The sequence below is a fragment of the Nonomuraea muscovyensis genome (assembly GCF_014207745.1).
Taxonomy (GTDB): domain Bacteria; phylum Actinomycetota; class Actinomycetes; order Streptosporangiales; family Streptosporangiaceae; genus Nonomuraea; species Nonomuraea muscovyensis.
Genome location: NZ_JACHJB010000002.1, coordinates 1537274 through 1554482, shown reverse-complemented (window position 1 = coordinate 1554482; position 17209 = coordinate 1537274). Strand labels below are relative to the sequence as shown.

Annotated in this window: 16 protein-coding genes; 13 read left to right on the top strand and 3 right to left on the bottom strand. The window is 70.0% G+C overall.

Going from position 1 to position 17209, the window contains the following annotated elements; translation table 11 throughout:
- Positions 1 to 43: 43 nt before the first annotated feature.
- The 4 genes from FHU36_RS23925 (at position 44) to dop (ending at position 5774) form a co-directional block, all read left to right on the top strand.
- On the top strand, positions 44 to 904 hold the full coding sequence (locus tag FHU36_RS23925) for a tRNA (adenine-N1)-methyltransferase (RefSeq protein ID WP_185086132.1): 861 nt from the start codon (positions 44 to 46) through the stop codon (positions 902 to 904).
- A gap of 204 nt (positions 905 to 1108) precedes the next feature.
- A complete protein-coding gene (arc, locus tag FHU36_RS23920; protein ID WP_185086131.1) occupies positions 1109 to 2872 on the top strand; it encodes a proteasome ATPase in 1764 nt (587 codons plus the stop codon).
- A 170-nt stretch (positions 2873 to 3042) separates the two neighbouring features.
- Positions 3043 to 4173 (top strand): acyltransferase family protein, encoded by a 1131-nt coding sequence (locus FHU36_RS23915; protein ID WP_185086130.1) that lies wholly within the window; start codon positions 3043 to 3045, stop codon positions 4171 to 4173.
- Between the two features lie 86 nt (positions 4174 to 4259).
- The gene (gene dop / locus FHU36_RS23910) at positions 4260 to 5774 is read left to right on the top strand and encodes a depupylase/deamidase Dop (protein WP_221496545.1); all 1515 of its coding nucleotides are present in this window, start codon (positions 4260 to 4262) and stop codon (positions 5772 to 5774) included.
- Between the two features lie 142 nt (positions 5775 to 5916).
- On the opposite strand, the gene FHU36_RS23905 is transcribed toward dop, so the two are convergent.
- A complete protein-coding gene (locus FHU36_RS23905) occupies positions 5917 to 6342 on the bottom strand; it encodes a hypothetical protein (protein WP_185086129.1) in 426 nt (141 codons plus the stop codon).
- 147 nt (positions 6343 to 6489) lie between these two features.
- Between FHU36_RS23905 and FHU36_RS23900 the strand changes: the two genes are divergently transcribed.
- Positions 6490 to 6699 (top strand): ubiquitin-like protein Pup, encoded by a 210-nt coding sequence (locus FHU36_RS23900; protein ID WP_185086128.1) that lies wholly within the window; start codon positions 6490 to 6492, stop codon positions 6697 to 6699.
- A gap of 115 nt (positions 6700 to 6814) precedes the next feature.
- A complete protein-coding gene (locus tag FHU36_RS23895) occupies positions 6815 to 7741 on the top strand; it encodes an endonuclease VII domain-containing protein (protein WP_185086127.1) in 927 nt (308 codons plus the stop codon).
- On the opposite strand, the gene FHU36_RS23890 is transcribed toward FHU36_RS23895, so the two are convergent.
- Together FHU36_RS23890 and FHU36_RS23885 are read right to left on the bottom strand one after the other, a co-directional pair.
- Positions 7717 to 8802, bottom strand: coding sequence for a DNA polymerase IV (locus tag FHU36_RS23890; protein ID WP_185086126.1), 1086 nt, complete (start codon positions 8800 to 8802; stop codon positions 7717 to 7719). The two genes, FHU36_RS23895 and FHU36_RS23890, sit on opposite strands and share 25 nt — an antisense overlap.
- A gap of 44 nt (positions 8803 to 8846) precedes the next feature.
- Positions 8847 to 10211, bottom strand: coding sequence for an extracellular solute-binding protein (locus FHU36_RS23885; RefSeq protein ID WP_185086125.1), 1365 nt, complete (start codon positions 10209 to 10211; stop codon positions 8847 to 8849).
- A 177-nt stretch (positions 10212 to 10388) separates the two neighbouring features.
- On the opposite strand from FHU36_RS23885, the gene prcB reads away from it, so the two are divergent.
- The 7 genes from prcB (at position 10389) to FHU36_RS23850 (ending at position 17179) form a co-directional block, all read left to right on the top strand.
- The gene (prcB, locus tag FHU36_RS23880; RefSeq protein WP_185086124.1) at positions 10389 to 11237 is read left to right on the top strand and encodes a proteasome subunit beta; all 849 of its coding nucleotides are present in this window, start codon (positions 10389 to 10391) and stop codon (positions 11235 to 11237) included.
- 20 nt (positions 11238 to 11257) lie between these two features.
- Positions 11258 to 12046, top strand: coding sequence for a proteasome subunit alpha (gene prcA / locus FHU36_RS23875; protein ID WP_185086123.1), 789 nt, complete (start codon positions 11258 to 11260; stop codon positions 12044 to 12046).
- Between the two features lie 260 nt (positions 12047 to 12306).
- The gene (locus tag FHU36_RS23870) at positions 12307 to 13023 is read left to right on the top strand and encodes an SIMPL domain-containing protein (RefSeq protein WP_185086122.1); all 717 of its coding nucleotides are present in this window, start codon (positions 12307 to 12309) and stop codon (positions 13021 to 13023) included.
- A 345-nt stretch (positions 13024 to 13368) separates the two neighbouring features.
- Positions 13369 to 13920: a hypothetical protein gene (locus FHU36_RS23865; protein WP_185086121.1), complete on the top strand. Its 552-nt coding sequence runs from the start codon at positions 13369 to 13371 to the stop codon at positions 13918 to 13920.
- Positions 13921 to 14025: 105 nt separating this feature from the next.
- A complete protein-coding gene (gene pafA / locus FHU36_RS23860) occupies positions 14026 to 15384 on the top strand; it encodes a Pup--protein ligase (protein WP_185086120.1) in 1359 nt (452 codons plus the stop codon).
- 75 nt (positions 15385 to 15459) lie between these two features.
- Positions 15460 to 16398, top strand: a complete 939-nt coding sequence (locus tag FHU36_RS23855; protein ID WP_185086119.1) for an FKBP-type peptidyl-prolyl cis-trans isomerase — start codon at positions 15460 to 15462, stop codon at positions 16396 to 16398.
- A gap of 133 nt (positions 16399 to 16531) precedes the next feature.
- Positions 16532 to 17179, top strand: coding sequence for a helix-turn-helix transcriptional regulator (locus FHU36_RS23850; RefSeq protein ID WP_185086118.1), 648 nt, complete (start codon positions 16532 to 16534; stop codon positions 17177 to 17179).
- The last annotated feature ends 30 nt before the right edge of the window (positions 17180 to 17209 follow it).

Genomic DNA, 17209 nt, shown 5'->3' with positions numbered 1-17209 from the left:
TCGCGCGTCAGCCGCCCCCCGAAAGCCCTATAACCTTGCCGCCATGGGTTTCCGCAGGCATGGGCCGTTCCAGGTCGGGGATCAGGTGCAGCTCACCGACCCCAAGAACAAGCGCCACACGTTCACGCTCAAGCAGGACGGCGTCTTCCACACGCACAAGGGCGCCATCCCGCACAGCGACCTGATCGGGCAGCCGGAGGGCTCCGTGGTGCGCTCCTCCGGCGGCACCCAGTACCTCGCCTTCCGCCACCTGCTGCAGGACTACGTGCTGGCCATGCCGCGCGGCGCGGCGGTCATCTACCCCAAGGACGCCTCGCAGATCGTCGGCATGGCCGACGTCTTCCCCGGCGCGCGCGTCATCGAGGCCGGCGTCGGCTCCGGCGCGCTGACCTGCTTCCTGCTGCGCGCGGTCGGCCCCGACGGGCACGTCACCTCCTACGAGCGGCGCCAGGACTTCGCCGACATCGCCCGGGGCAACGTGGAGAGGTTCTTCGGCACCGAGGAGGGCGGTCCGGCCGACAACTGGCGGCTGGTCGTGGGCGACCTGGTCTCGGCCATCGACGAGATCGACGTCGACCGGGTGATCCTCGACATGCTCGCCCCGTGGGAGTGCGTCGACGCCGCCGCCAAGGCCCTCACCCCGGGCGGTGTGATCTGCTGCTACGTGGCCACGACGACGCAGATGTCGAAAACCGTCGAGGCGATTCGCGATCACGGGAGTTTCACCGAGCCCCATGCGTGGGAGACCCTGGTTCGCGACTGGCATGTCGAAGGGCTCGCGGTACGACCCGACCATCGGATGATCGGGCACACGGGTTTCCTCGTCACGGCCCGTCGCATGGCGGACGGCGTGACACCCCCGCCGCGCCGCCGACGACCGAAGGGAACCACCGAAGAACTATGACAATTTGGCCACGAGGGTGCGTTGTTGCCTGACACGGGAACAAGCGCCCGTGTTCAGATGCTGGCAGTATCAAACGCACCATTAGGGATAATTCACCGAACACTGTATGTCACTCTACGAACACTGCCCGGCCAGGTTACGGAGGGGCCCGAGATAGGTAAGGTCCTAAGTAGTCGCCCTCGACTGGGAAGGAGGTGACGGGGCGTGGCAGCTCGCGATGATGCAGAGGCTCGAGCCGCGCAGCGCGAACGGGAGGTCGCTGATCTTTCAACACAGGTCTCCTTCCTGCAGGAGGAGATCACCGCGCTGAGGCGGAAGCTGGCCGAGTCACCCCGTCAGGCCAGGGTCCTCGAAGAGCGCCTTCACGAGGCACAGGCGAATCTCGCGGCCGTGACCGGCCAGAACGAGCGCCTGGTCGCCACACTGAAGGAGGCCCGGGACCAGATCGTCGCCCTCAAGGAGGAGGTCGACCGGCTGGCGCAGCCGCCATCCGGTTTCGGCACCTTCCTGGAGGCCCGAGAAGACGGCACGATCGAGGTGTTCACCGGCGGCCGCAAGCTGCGGGTGAATGTCAGCCCGGCCGTCGACGTCGACAACCTCAGGCGCGGCCAGGAGGTCATGCTCAACGAGGCGCTCAACGTGGTCGAGGCACTCGGCTACGAAGAGGTCGGTGAGATCGTGATGCTCAAGGAGCTCCTCGACGGGGGCTCGCGCGCCCTGGTCATCTCGCACGCCGACGAGGAGCGCGTCGTCCGGCTGGCGGAGTCTCTGGTCGGCCAGCCCATCAGGGCCGGTGACTCGCTGCTGCTCGAGCCCCGCTCGGGCTACGTCTACGAGCGCATCCCCAAGTCCGAGGTCGAGGAGCTCGTGCTCGAGGAGGTCCCCGACATCTCCTACGAGGAGATCGGCGGCCTCTCGCGCCAGATCGAGCAGATCAGGGACGCCGTCGAGCTGCCCTACCTGCACGCCGACCTGTTCCGCGAGCACAAGCTGCGCCCGCCCAAGGGCGTGCTGCTCTACGGCCCGCCCGGATGCGGCAAGACGCTCATCGCCAAGGCCGTCGCCAACTCCCTGGCCAAGCAGGTCGCGGAGAAGACCGGCCAGTCCGGCAAGAGCTTCTTCCTCAACATCAAGGGCCCCGAGCTGCTCAACAAGTACGTCGGCGAGACCGAGCGGCACATCCGCCTGGTCTTCCAGCGCGCACGGGAGAAGGCCTCCGAGGGCACCCCGGTGATCGTGTTCTTCGACGAGATGGACTCGATCTTCCGCACCCGAGGCTCCGGCGTGTCGTCCGACGTCGAGAACACCATCGTCCCGCAGCTCCTGTCGGAGATCGACGGTGTCGAAGGCCTGGAGAACGTCATCGTCATCGGCGCCTCCAACCGCGAGGACATGATCGACCCGGCGATCCTGCGGCCCGGCCGCCTGGACGTCAAGATCAAGATCGAGCGACCGGACGCCGAGGCGGCCAAGGACATCTTCTCCAAGTACCTCGTCGAGGACCTCCCGCTCCACCCGGACGACCTGTCCGAGCACAGCGGGTCCGCCGAGGCCACCATCCACGGCATGATCCAGAGCGTCGTCGAGCGGATGTACACCGAGAGCGAGGAGAACCGCTTCCTCGAGGTGACCTACGCCAACGGCGACAAGGAAGTCCTCTACTTCAAGGACTTCAACTCCGGCGCGATGATCCAGAACATCGTCGACCGGGGCAAGAAGATGGCCATCAAGCAGTTCCTCGAGACCGGCCAGAAGGGCCTGCGGGTGCAGCACCTGCTCACGGCCTGCGTGGACGAGTTCTCCGAGAACGAGGACCTGCCCAACACCACCAACCCCGACGACTGGGCCCGCATCTCCGGCAAGAAGGGCGAGCGGATCGTCTACATCCGCACGCTCGTCTCCGGCAAGCAGGGCGCCGAGGCCGGCCGGTCCATCGACACCGTCGCCAACACCGGCCAGTACCTGTAGGACGTTTAGACGGAAAGGGCCGCGCGGGAGAACCCCGCGCGGCCCTTTCCGTTCGCCCGGCGCCCGGCCTGAAGCCCTGCCACTCTGTCGGAACAGCCCCTGTCACACCGGTGCGTGACAGGTGTGAAAGCAGGGTTTGCCGGGAACCGAAGTGACGGGTGTGACGTCCAATGACCGTGCACAACCGCAACCGGCCGCGGCGCGCCCCGGGGGACGGCAGACTGGCCGAGCTCGACCTGCTGCGGTTCATCGCCGCGCTCGCCGTGCTCGCCTTCCACTACCTCGTCGCCTACGCCTCCGCATGGGGCGACCGGCCCGCCGAGCTCTTCCCCGCCGTGGCCCCCCTGGCCGGCCTCGGCATCCTCGGCGTCGAGCTGTTCTTCGTCATCAGCGGCTTCGTCATCCTCATGAGCGCCTGGGGCCGCGGGCTGGGCGCCTTCGCCTGGTCGCGGGTCGTCCGCCTCTATCCCGCCTACTGGCTGAGCCTGGCCGCCGTCGCCGCCCTGTACGGGCTCACCGCCGCCAAGGCGCTCGACCCCAAGCTCTCCACGGGCGACTACCTGCTCAACGCCACCATGTTGCAGCGCCTGTTCGGCGTCACCGACGCCACCGGCGTCTACTGGTCGCTCTGGGCCGAGCTGCGGTTCTACCTGCTGATCTCCATCCTCGTGATCATCGGCATCACGTACGCCCGCGTCCTGGTCTTCTGCGGCCTCTGGCTCGCCGCCGCGCTCGCCGCCGAACTTCTCGGCCACGAGCTCCTCACCGAGGTCTTCATGCCCCGCTACGCCCCCTACTTCGTGGCCGGCATGGCGCTCTACCTCATCCACAAGCACGGCAACGCCTGGTTACCCTGGCTCTACGTCGTGGCCGGCTGGGCCATGTCCATCCACTCGGCCCTCGACCGCGTGCACCGCCGCATCGACGCCGCGGGCTTCGCCAACATGCCCGTCACCGACGCCGGCGTCATCCTCACCGTCACCGCGATCTTCACCGTGATGGCCGTCGTCGCGCTCGGCCTCTTCCGGCTCCGCCCGTCCAGAACCCTCACCGCGCTGGGCGGCACCACCTACCCGCTCTACCTGTTCCACTCCGTGCTCGCGGTCGCCCTCATCCCGCTGCTGCACGACCGGCTGCCGCCCTGGCTCACCGCCACGCTCACCACGCTGGCTGCCGTGCTCCTGTCATATCTCGTCTACTCCTTTGCCGAGCGGCCCATCCAGCGCCTCCTCAGGCCACGCCGACGACCCCGCGCCCGCCAGGCTCCCGCCGCACAGGTCGAAAAGGCGTCGGTGCCATAACTCTGTGACCCTGGGGCACTGTGAAGGGCATAGGCTCGGGCATATAAACGGCGGATAGGCAGATCCGGACGAACAGAGGATGTTGCATGACGGTGCGTCGGGTGATGGGCATCGAGACCGAGTACGGCATTTCCGTACCAGGTCAGCCGGGCGCCAACGCGATGGTCACCTCCTCCCAGGTGGTGAACGCCTACCTGGCCGCCTCGGCGGCCCGCGCCCGCCGGGCGAGATGGGACTTCGAGGAGGAGAACCCTCTGCGCGACGCGCGCGGCTTCGACCTGGCCCGGGAGGTCGCCGACCCCAGCCAGCTCACCGACGAGGACCTCGGCCTCGCCAACGTCATCCTCACCAACGGGGCCCGCCTCTACGTCGACCACGCCCACCCCGAATACTCCACGCCCGAGTGCACCAACCCGCGCGCCGCCGTCATCTGGGACAAGGCCGGCGAGCGGGTCATGTACGACGCGGCGCAGCGCGCCTCGGCCGTCCCGTCCAACGCGCCGATCCAGCTCTACAAGAACAACACCGACGCCAAGGGCGCCTCCTACGGCTGCCACGAGAACTACCTCATGCGGCGCGCCACCCCGTTCGCCGACATCGTCCGCCACCTCACGCCGTTCTTCGTCTCCCGGCAGATCGTCGTCGGCGCCGGCAAGGTCGGCATCGGGCAGGACTCGCGCGGTGAGGGCTTCCAGATCAGCCAGCGGGCCGACTTCTTCGAGGTCGAGGTGGGGCTGGAGACCACGCTCAAGCGGCCGATCATCAACACCCGCGACGAGCCGCACGCCGACCCGGAGAAGTACCGGCGCCTGCACGTGATCATCGGCGACGCCAACATGTCGGAAATCTCCACATATCTGAAGCTGGGGACGACCGCGCTCGTCCTCGCGATGATCGAAGACGGCTTCCTCAGCCGCGACCTCACCGTCGACAACCCGGTGCAGGCCCTGCGCGCCGTCTCCCACGACCCCACCTGCCGCTACGAGATCCCGATGCGCGACGGCCGCAAGCTCACCGCCGTCCAGCTGCAGATGGAGTACCTCGAACAGGCGCGCAAGTACGTCGAGGAGCGCGGCACCGCCCAGGAGGAGATGAACAAGGACGTCCTCGACCGCTGGGAGTCCGTGCTGACTCGCCTGGCGGAGGATCCCATGCAGCTCGCCCGTGAGCTCGACTGGGTCGCCAAGCTGGAGCTCCTGGAGGGCTACCGCACCCGCGACAACCTGTCCTGGTCCCACTCCAGGCTGCAGCTCGTCGATCTCCAGTACTCCGACATCCGGCCCGACCGCGGCCTGTACAACCGCCTGGTGGCCCGTGGCCGCATCCAGCGCCTCGTCACCGAGGACGAGGTCCAGCGGGCCGTCGAGAACCCGCCCACCGACACCCGGGCCTACTTCCGCGGCCGCTGCCTGAGCCAGTACAGCGAGTCGGTCGCCGCCGCCTCCTGGGACTCGGTGATCTTCGACATCCCCGGGCGCGAGTCGCTGCAGCGCGTCCCCACCCTGGAGCCGTTGCGCGGCACCAAGGCTCACGTGGGCGAGCTGTTCGACCGCTGCCGCACGGCCGCCGACCTCGTCGCCGCCCTCACCGGCGGCGACTGACAGTCCGGTCGCGGGGCCCCACACCGTACCCAGCGGGCCCCACACCGGCCCCTGGGATCCGCGCCAGACCCGTGGGATCCGCGCCGCACCCGCGGCATCCGCGCGGTGAAACGGCGGGATCGAGGCCGTGGCGTCGTCAGGGCTACGCCGTGAAGAGGCCGGCCCGGAGGAGTCCGACGCCCAGCAGCAACGTGCCCGCCGCGAGGCAGGCGCCGCCGAGGACGGTCAACCGGATCAGCCCGCTCGGCTTGGTGTCGCCCGGCCGGATGACCGACAGGAAGAAGCCGAGCGGCATGAGCACCGGCGCCGCCACGATCAGCACGCGCGCCAGCACCTGCAGCGCGCCGGGCAGATCGGTCTGGTCGACGTACGGCATCGCCACCAGCCCGAACAGCACGAGCACGCCGGCGTGGGCGTGCCCGGCCCGCCAGAGCCCACGACGGACGGGGTTGTCCAGGTAGCCGGGGACGTCGCGCATGAGCAACCTCAGCAGAGTCACGCCGCCGAAGGCCACGCCGGGCACGGTGACGAGCATGACGCCGGCCAGGGTCAGGGAGATGGGGGACACGGGAACCTCCTGGGAGAGTGTCGGCCCAGTATTGGATAGGAGCGCTATCTAGTCAAGTCGGCAAGATCGCGGGGTGATCCGCGCGCATTGTCGGTCCGTTCGGGGAAGATATGCCTTGGAGGCAGTCCCCCCGAGTGGAGGTAGAGCATGGCAACCAAGGACACGGGCGGCCAGAAGCAGGCCGGTCGGCGCGAGGCCGAGGTCGAGGAGACCGAGGCGTCGGCCGCGTCCGACGTTCAGGAGCGCCAGGAGAAGCTCACGGACGACGTGGACTCGATCCTGGACGAGATCGACGAAGTTCTCGAAGAGAACGCAGAGGAGTTTGTGCGCAGCTACGTCCAGAAGGGCGGGGAATAGGAGAAAGCGGACAGGTACGAATCGGGCTTATCGGGTGGAAGCGCCTGAGGGGGCGAAGCGGTGTCCGGACTGTGGGGAGGAGAAGCCGCTCTCCGCGTTCGGGCACAACAAGCGCATGGCCGACGGGCGTGCGCGCTACTGCAAGGTGTGCTTCGGGGTGCGCTCCAAGCAGAGCTACCGCAAGCGCAGGGCCGAACAGGGCAGGACCGTGAAGGAGCGGATCGAGGCGCTGCCGGGGCACAAGTACTGCCCACGATGTGCTCAGGTCATGCCCGTGGCAGACTTCGGGCGCAATCGTTCCAGCGGCGACGGGCTGAGCGGTTACTGCAAAGTGTGTCATGCCCAGGTGATGCTGGCCAACAAGATCAAAAATCATGGAAGTGAACGCAACTATCTGCTGAAATACCGCTACGGCATCACCGAGGACGACTTCGGGCGCATGCTCGCCCGGCAGGGCGGGCTGTGCGCCATCTGCCGGGCCGTGCCCGGCGCCTTCGTCGACCACTGCCACCGGACCGGTCAGGTACGGGGCGTGCTCTGCTTCAACTGCAACAACGGGCTCGGGCATTTCGGCGACAACACGGTGCTGCTGGAGCTGGCCGCTCTCTACCTGGACGGGGAGGTGTTCCGGCCGGAGTTCGTGGTGCCGCCCCCGCCACGGCGCGGCGGTGACGTGGCTCCGGGCCGGAGCCACCACCTGGCGCGGCGCTACAACGTCCGGCACGAGGACGTCGAGCGCATGATCGCCGACCAGCACGGCCTGTGCGCGGTGTGCTGGGACAGGCCGCCGGAGCACGTCGACCACTGCCATCGCACGGGGGAGGTGCGCTTCGCGCTCTGCCTGCCGTGCAACACGGGCATCGGGCAGTTCCGCGACGACCCCGGGGTGGTGCGACGGGCGCTGGCGTACGTGGAGGCGGCCCTGCCGGTCCAGGCGGAGGAGTACATGGATCTGGAGCCGTCGCCGCGGGAGTCGGCGCGGCTGGACCGGGCCGACGAGGAGGCGCGGTCGGAGTTCTACTCCAGGGTGGTCAGGGTGTAGGCGGCGTCGGCGGGCGGGGCGTACTCCACGGCGACGCCCAGCAGCCGCACCGGGCGGGTGAGGTCGAAGCGGCCCAGCACGGCCAGGGCGGCGTCGGTCAACGTGGCGGGGTCGGCGGTGGGCCCCGGCAGCTTCGACTGGCGGGTGCGCGTGAGGAAGGGCGCGAACCGTACCTTGACCGTGACCCGGACGGCGGCGCGCCCTTCCGCGGCGGCCTCGCGCGCGACCTGTCCGGCCAGCGCGGCGACGCGGGCGGCGATCTCGCGGGCGTCGGTGAGGTCCGCGGGGAAGGTGGTCTCGCGGCCGTGACCGCGCGGCACCCACGGAGTGGTGCTGACCTCGCTCTCACCCCTGCCCTGGGCGAGGTAGCGCAGCCAGGGGCCGTTGGTGGGGCCGAAGTGGCGGGCCAGTTCGGCGGGGTCGGCGGCGGCCAGCCGGCCGACGGTGTGCAGGCCGAGTCCGGCGAGCTTCCCGGCGGTCTTGGCGCCGACGCCCCACAGCGCGTCGGTGGGCCGGTCGTCCATGACCTCGGCCCATTCGGCACCGGTGAGCCGGTAGACGCCGGCGGGCTTGGCGAAGGCGGAGGCGAGTTTGGCCTGGTGCTTGTTGTCGCCGATGCCGACGGAACACGACAACCGGGTGGCGTCGAGCACGGCTCGCCGCAGGCCGGCGGCGAGGGACTCGGGGTCGTCGGTGGTGGCGCCGACGAACGCCTCGTCCCAGCCCCACACCTCGACCTTCACCGGGAAGCCGCGCAGGACGGCCATGACGCGTTCGGAGGCGGCCTCGTAGGCGGGTGGGTCGCTGGGCAGGAAGACCGCCTCGGGGCAGCGCCTGAGGGCGGTGCGCAGCGGCATGCCGGAGTGGACGCCGTACGCGCGCGCCTCGTAGGTGGCCGTGGCGGCGACGGTACGCGGCCGGGTGGGGTCGCCCGAGCCGCCGACGACGACGGGACGGCCGCGCAGCTCGGGGTGGCGCAGGAGTTCGACGGCGGCGATGAACTGGTCGAGGTCGACATGCAGGACCCAGTCGCGCGCGGCCGGGCCGGACCCGGTGGTCATGCTGTCAGTATCATCCCCGCGGGCGGCCGCCGCCACGGGGCGGGTCAACCGCTGACGTGGGCCGGGCCGCCGACGAGGTCTTCCAGGCGGGCCCGGTAGACCGCGGCCGCCTCGGCGGGGTCGCGGCCGTTGACGACGGCGGAGGTGGCCTCCTGAAGGGCGGCGGACACCTGCGGGTAGACGGCGAGTCCCGGCCGGTAGGCGGTGAGGGGCAGCACCTCGTCGGCGACGAACTCGAGCAGGGGGTCGTCGGCCAGCACCTCGTCGTTGACGTCGCCGCGCGAGCTGATGCGCGCCTGCCCGGCGAGCTGGGACTTGGTGGCTTCCGGACCGTGCATGAAGGCGAGCAGCTGCCAGGCGAGCGCCGGGTGCCGGGAGGCGGGGTTGAGGACGCGTACGGCGCCGCCGGACATGCTGACGTGGTCCTGGCCGCGGATGCCCGCGCCGGGGCGGATGGCCGGGATCCTGGTGAAGCCGACGGCGGTGTCGCGGTCCTTCATGGGGGCGATGCCGTCGCGGGGGTCGATGACGGCGCGCCAGAAGTAGTCGCTCTCGGCCAGGATGGCGATCCGGCCTTCGGCGAAGCGCTGGAAGGACTTGTCACGGCCCTTGGCGTCCTTCTGCAGCCTGGGGTCGCCGAGGCCGCTGCCGCCGTACACGCGCTGGTAGAAGCCGAGGACGTCCTTCATGGCGCGGGAGGCGCCGGTCCACTTGCCGTCGGCGTGGATCTCGGCTCCGGCTCCGGCGAGCAGGGGGAGGACGCCCTGCATGGTGGTGGCCTCGCCCATGGCGGTGCCGGCGTTGATCTGGATGGGGGTGGCGACGCCGGCGGACTTCAGCCCGACGCCGGCGTCGATGATGTCCTGCCAGCTCTGCGGGCGCCATGGCTCGGGCAGTCCGGCCCTGGCGAACAGGGTCTTGTTGTAGAACAGGACGCGCCCGTCGGTGCCCTGCGGCAGGCCGTACTTCTTGCCGTCGAAGACGCCGAGTCCCTGCACGGCCTCCGGGATCTGCGACCAGCCCTCCCAGGAGCCGACGGCGGGCCCGGCGACGTCGGCGAGCGGCCTGATGTAGCCGGCCTGGGCGAACTCGCCCACCCAGATGCCGTCCACGTCGACGACGTCCGCGGCCTTGCCGGACCTGAAGTCGAGCGCGATCTTCGTCTTGTACTGCTCGTCGTCGACGCCGCTCGGCTGGAAGAGCACCTTGACGCCGGGGTGGGCCCGTTCGAAGCCGGGGATGACCCACCGTTTGACCCAGTCGGCCGACTCGGAGTTCTTGCCGCCGGAGATGGCGTTGGCGGCGATGGTGAGGGTGACGCTCTCGCGCCCGGCGGGGCCGTCGGCGCAGGAGGCGAGGGCGAGGACGGCGAGCGCGGCGGCCGCCGCGGAGCGGGGAGCGGGTCGCATGCCGGCCTCCTCCGGGGGCGGACGCGGTACGGACACCTTGACGGTCGCACGGCGGCCGCGGTGCGTAAAGAACGATCTGGTGACCCGGTTCGCCGTGAGCTGATCGTGGGAAGTGCAGACAGCAACCCAACATGAGTAGGGTCGCCCTAGGAACACTGACCTTTGGGAGGGAGTCGCGTGGCATCGCACAGGGATCTGCCCGCCGGCTTGGTGAACCATTTTTTCAGCAACACGGGGAGTTCGTCGTTCACGGAGTTCGTGGGGTCGTACGCGCCCGAGTTGCTGCCGCAGCGAGACAGCGTCCTCGCCACTCCGATCGGTGACCAGGTCCCGCACGCGACCACGATCGTCGCCGCCACCTTCGCCGGTGGCGTGGTGATGGCGGGCGACCGGCGGGCCACCTCCGGCAACATCATCTCCCAGCGTGACGTCGAGAAGGTGTTCCGCACCGACGACTACTCCTGCATGGGCATCGCGGGCACGGCCAGCACCGGCATCGAGATGGCCCGGCTCTACCGGGTGGAGCTGGAGCACTACGAGAAGATGGAAGGCCGCACGCTGTCGGTGGCGGGCAAGGCCAACCGGCTGGCCACGATGATCCGCGGCAACCTCGGCATGGCGATGCAGGGGCTGGTGGTGGTGCCGCTGTTCGCGGCCTACGACCCCGACCGCGACGGGGGGCGGATCTTCAGCTACGACGTGGCGGGCGGGCCGTACGAGCGTGAGCGGTTCGACGCGATCGGCTCCGGTTCGATCTTCGCGCGGGGATCGCTGAAGAAGCTCTACCGCGAGGACGCCTCGGCCGACGACATGGTGATGACGCTCATCCAGGCGCTGTACGACGCGGCCGACGACGACTCGGCGACCGGCGGGCCTGACGTGACGCGGAAGATCTGGCCGATCGTGTCGGTGATCGACGCCGACGGCTACCGCCGTCTGACCGAGGACGAGGTGTCGGGCTACGTCGAGCAGATGCTCGACGCGCGCATGATCGCTCCTGACGGCCCCATCGCCCCGCTGCGCTAGAAAGGACCATCAAGGTGTCCATGCCTTTCGGATATGCGTCCCCTGAGCAGATCATGCGGGACAAGGCGGACTACGCGCGTAAGGGCATCGCGCGGGGCCGCAGCGTCGTGGTGCTGCAGTACGAGGACGGCATCCTGTTCGTGGCGCCCAACCCGTCGCGGGCGCTGCACAAGATCAGCGAGATCTACGACCGCATCGGGTTCGCGGCGGTCGGCCGCTACAACGAGTTCGAGGAGCTGCGGCTCGGCGGCATCCGCTACGCCGACATCAACGGCTACACCTACGACCGTTCCGACGTGACGGGCCGTGGCCTGGCCAACCTCTACGCCTCCAACCTGGGCCGCATCTTCACCGAGTCGATCAAGTCGCTCGAGGTGGAGGTCGTCGTGGCCGAGGTGGGCGACACGCCCGACGGCGACGCGATCTACCGGTTGACGTTCGACGGGTCGGTCTTCGACGAGCACGGCTTCGCGGCGATGGGCGGCCAGGCCGAGGCGGTGGCGACCCGGCTGAAGGAGCACTACCGGGAGGGCATGCCGCTGGCCGAGGCGCTGGGGGTGGCGCTGACGGCGCTGACCGAGCCGGGCGGCGAGCGGCCGCCGGTGGCTCAGCTCGAGGTGGCGGTGCTCGACCGCACACGGGAGCACCGCAAGTTCCAGCGCCTGACGGGTCCGCGTCTGGAGCGGCTGCTGTCCCAGGGGACGGCCACCCCGCCGCCGGCCGCCGACTCGGCGCCGGCCGAGCCGGGCGAGACGCCCCCGCCGACCGCCCCGGACGGCGACGTGGACGACGGCTCCTCGCCGCTGTAACGCCCCTGGGGGACGCGCCGACGGCTTCGGGGCTTCGGGGCTTCGGGGCTTCGGGGCTTCGGGGCTTCGGGGCTTCGGGGCTTCGGGGCTTCGGGGCTTCGGCATCGTCCTCCGTCTGCCCGTTCCTTGGGTGCCGGGCGGCGGAGGAGTGCAAAGGGAGACGACGACGCTACCCCGCCTCGTCCGGGTGCCGGTCAAGTCTCGGCATCCCCGGGTGTGGGCGGCGCGGAGTGGAGCCCGCCCGGTGGTGCCATGTGCCCATGACCAAGTTGAGCGTCGTACTGGCCTCCGCGGCCTTCGCCCTCCTGGGAGCGCAGGCCGCTCCCGCACTGGCCCTGTCCGAGTCCGCCTCCGCCTCCGCCCCGCCGGCCGTGGCGAGCGGGCGGGCCGAGATCACCGTCGTCGGCAAGGGCAGCGTCTCCGCCGCGCCGGACGCGATGCGCCTGTACGTGGGCGTCGAGGTGCACAAGGGCCGGGCCGCCGAGGCGTTCGCGGCCGTCAAGAGCGCCAGGGCCAAGCTGACCGAGGCGCTCGCCTCGGCCGGCATCGCGGGGAGCGACATGCAGACGAGCGGCCTCGGATTCGGGGCGGACTACCACCAGGACGGCATCAAGGTCGCGGGCTACCAGGCGTCGCAGAACGTGGAGGTGCTGCTGCGCGACCTGTCGAAGGCCGACGCGGTGGTCGACGCCGTCGCGGCCGTGGGTGAGGAGGTCCGGATCAACGGCATCTCGTTCGAGGTCTCCAAGGTGCAGCCGCTCGTCGCGAAGGCGCGCGCGGCGGCCTACCGTGACGCGCTCGTCAGGGCCCAGGAGTACGCGGCGCTCAGCGGGCGCAAGCTCGGCCGCGTCGTGAAGCTGGAGGAGGAGAGCGACACGCCGACGTCCCGGTTCGCTCTGGCGGCCGACCAGTCGTTCATCAGCCCCGGCCAGGGGGCGGTCACCGTGACCGTCCGTGCGGTGTACGAGCTGATCTGACCCGGCGACAACCTCCCCCCGTTCGCCAGAACTCCCCACACCGGAACCCCCACGCCGGAACCCCCACGCCAGAACCCCAAGCGTCAGAACCATCCCACTGCCAGAACCCCGATCCTGCAGAATCATGCCCGCGAGGCAGCGCCTTTCCCGAGCCTCACCCAGCAGCGACGCCCCGGAGGGCGGCAAGCTCGCGGGGCCTCGCACGGCACATCGGCCGGCGGCGGGCCGTCCATCCTGGCCCGCGGCTGTGCGCGTCCCCCGGGCGACGGCCACAGCCCGGGTGTGTGATCTGAATCACGTTTGCCGGGGCGAACCGGGGGTGCTGGGCAGGGGTCTCACCTGAGCATGAAGACCTTCTCGCGTGTCCTGCTCGCGGGCGGCGGCGCCGCGGCCCTGGCTCTGACGTCCGGTGCGGTGGTGGCGAGCGCCTCGGCCGTCACCGGCACCGCCGCCCCGATCGTGCTGCGGGCCGCCCCCGGGTACAAGGCGCCCAAGATCTTCGGCACGACCTTCCAGAAGGATCCGAAGCACGACTTCACCAAGCGGATCCACTCCCGGCACGACGGCATCCTGCGCGGCCGGATCACGCACCTGCGCGGCGGCGTAGCCGAGTACGAGCCGATCAGGTGGAAGAAGGGCACCCACACCGAGGGGCGGTTCGTGGGGCCGCCCGAGGGTGACGTGATGGCCTACGCCTCCCGCGTCTCCCGCGGGCTCGTCTATCTGTCGGCCCTGGGCTGCGGCAAGGTCGGCACGGACCTGACGGTCGACCGCGGGACGGGGCTGGGGGCCAAGCGCTGCTCCCGCTCGATCGTGGCCAAGCGGCTGGAGCGGCCGGCGCTCATCACGGTCCACAAGGGCGCCATCGTGAAGATCCAGGAGATCTACACCCCGTAGCGGACCGTCCCGGCGTGCCCGAAGACGTGCGCGGCGGGACACCGGGCGGCAAAACACCGCGGGAGATCTCTCCCGTTGGCCGATCCGTGGGCATAGTGTGAGGTGATGGATCGTCGCATCTTCGGGCTGGAGAACGAGTACGGCGTCACCTGCACGTTCCGGGGACAGCGCAGGCTGTCGCCGGACGAGGTCGCGCGCTACCTGTTCCGGCGGGTCGTGTCCTGGGGCCGATCGAGCAACGTCTTCCTCCGCAACGGCGCACGCCTGTACCTCGACGTGGGCAGCCATCCCGAATACGCAACACCCGAGTGTGACAACGTCATCGAGCTCGTCACCCACGACAAGGCGGGCGAGCGCATCCTCGAGGGCCTGCTGGTCGACGCCGAGAAGCGCCTGCGCGAGGAGGGCATCGCCGGCGACATCTACCTGTTCAAGAACAACACCGACTCCGCCGGCAACTCCTACGGCTGCCACGAGAACTACCTCGTCGGCAGGCACGGCGAGTTCGGCCGGCTGGCCGACGTGCTCATCCCGTTCCTCGTGACGCGGCAGATCATCTGCGGCGCCGGCAAGGTGCTGCAGACGCCGCGCGGCGCCGTCTACTGCGTCTCGCAGCGGGCCGAGCACATCTGGGAGGGCGTCTCCAGCGCCACCACGCGCAGCAGGCCGATCATCAACACGCGCGACGAGCCGCACGCCGACGCCGAGCGGTTCCGCCGCCTGCACGTCATCGTGGGCGACTCCAACATGAGCGAGTCGACCATGCTGCTCAAGGTCGGCGCCACCGACCTGGTGCTGCGCATGATCGAGGCGGGTACGGTGATGCGCGATCTGTCGCTGGAGAACCCGATCCGGGCGATCCGCGAGGTGTCGCACGACATGACGGGCCGCCGGAGGGTGCGGCTGGCCAACGGGCGCGAGGCGTCGAGCCTGGAGATCCAGCAGGAGTACCTGTCCAAGGCGAAGGACTTCGTCGAGCGGCGCGGCGGCGACCCGATCGCCAAGCGGGTGCTGGAGCTGTGGGAGCGCACCCTGACCGCGGTCGAGACGGGCAACCTCGACCTGGTGGCCCGCGAGATCGACTGGGTGACGAAATACCAGCTCATCGAGCGCTACCGCAAGAAGTACGACCTGCCGCTGTCGTCGCCGCGGGTGGCGCAGCTCGATCTGGCCTACCACGACGTGCACCGCAAGCGGGGCCTGTACTACCTGCTGCAGAAGCGCGGCTCGGTCGAGCGGGTGGCGTCCGACCTGAAGATCTTCGAGGCGAAGTCGGTGCCGCCGCAGACGACCCGGGCGCGGCTGCGCGGGGAGTTCATCCGCAAGGCGCAGGAGAAGCGGCGTGACTTCACGGTCGACTGGGTGCATCTGAAGCTGAACGACCAGGCGCAGCGCACGGTGCTGTGCAAGGACCCCTTCCGCAGCGTCGACGAACGGGTGGACAAACTGATCGCCGGAATGTAACCGCGTGGTTTACCTCGGCCCTACCTGGTTGTCGGATAGGGTGACGCGAATCTGACGTCTTTCCGAGGGAAATTCATGCGCCGCGCAATGGCCGCCATGGCCGCCGTGCCTTTGATCTTTTCCGCCGCCGCCTGCGGCTCCGACTCAGGCGCCGGTGGCGCCGCGCAGACCCAGCAGCAGGCCGGGGTGAAGGTCACCGGCAACGTGGGCGCCAAGCCCACGGTGACCTTCCCCAGCGGCACGCCTGCCAGCAAGTCGTCGTACGAGGTGCTGAGCGCCGGCACCGGCCCGGCGGTCAAGGCCGGCGACAAACTGATCGTCAACCTGACCGTCTACGACTGGGACGGCAAGCAGAACCCCTTCCAGGGTTCCACGTACGACAACAAGCAGCCGGAGACCATCCCGGTCGACGAGCAGCTGCCGCAGGTGTTGCGTGACGGCTTCACCAAGGTCAAGCACGGCGGCCGGCTGCTGGCCGTGCTGGCGGCCGACGCCTCGCAGCAGCAGGCCCAGCAGTCGCAGCAGCCGGCGCCGCCGACCAAGGTGTTCGTGCTCGACGTGGTCGGCGCGCCACCCACCCCGTTGAAGGCCGCCACCGGCAAGGACACCGGTGACACGCTCAAGGGCGTCAAGGTGGACAGCCCCGGCGGCGACAAGGCGCCGACGCTGACCACGAAGACCAAGGACAAGCCCGCCAAGGAGCTGGTGGTCAAGACGCTGATCGAGGGCACCGGCAAGAAGGTCGAGGCGGGCAACACGCTGACGGTCCACTACACGGGCAAGATCTGGGGCACGGACAAGGAGTTCGACTCCAGCTGGGGCAAGGGTGAGCCGGCGTCGTTCCCGCTCGGCAACGTCATCCAGGGCTGGCAGAAGGGCCTGGTCGGGGTGCCGATCGGCAGTCGTGTCGTGATGAGCATCCCGCCGGACCTCGGTTACGGGGCGCAGGAGCAGCAGAACATCCCCGCCAACAGCACGCTGGTGTTCGTGGTGGACGTCCTGGCCGCGTACTGACGGTCCGCGGCGCATCGGCCCGGCGGCTTCGTGCCGCCGGGCCGTTCCGCGTCCCGGCACCGAAGCGTCCCGGCGCCGGAGCGTCCCGGCGCCGGAGTGTCCCGGTGCCCGCGGCGGCCTAGACTCCCTGGTCGTGAGCGATGACGACCTGGACGCCCTGGCCCTGCTGCACGACCCGGTCCGGCGCAGCCTGTACGAGGTCGTGGCGGGCAGCGGCGGCGAGGTGGGCCGGGCCGAGGCGGCCGAGGCCGCCGGGGTGTCGAGGACGCTGGCCGGCCACCACCTCGACAGGCTCGTCGAGGCGGGGCTGCTGGAGAGCGGGCTCAGGCAGCCGGAGCGGCGCGGGCCCGGCAGCGGCCGGCCGGCCAAGGTCTACCGCAGGGCCGCGGGGGAGCGGTCGGTCAGCCTGCCGCCACGCGAGTACGGCGTGCTGGCCTCGGTGCTGGCGGACGTGGTCGACGCGCTGGGCGCCGAGGAGCAGGCCGAGGCGGCGGCCCGCAGGGCGGGCGAGCTGCTCGGCCGCGGACACCGGGGTGAGCCGGTCGAGGAGGTGCTGCGGGCGCGCGGCTACGAGCCGTACGCCGAGGAAGGGCGGGTACGGCTGCGCAACTGCCCGTTCCACGCGCTGTCGCGGGAGCAGCCGCTCCTGGTGTGCTCGATGAACCTGGCCCTGTGCCGGGGCGTGCTGGAGGGGCTGGGCGACGCGCCGGAGCGGGCGGTGCTCGACCCGCGTCCGGGGGAGTGCTGCGTGTCACTCACTTCTAAAACAAATGAAGATTGACATAGAAGGGGGCTGAGTGGTCTGCTGACT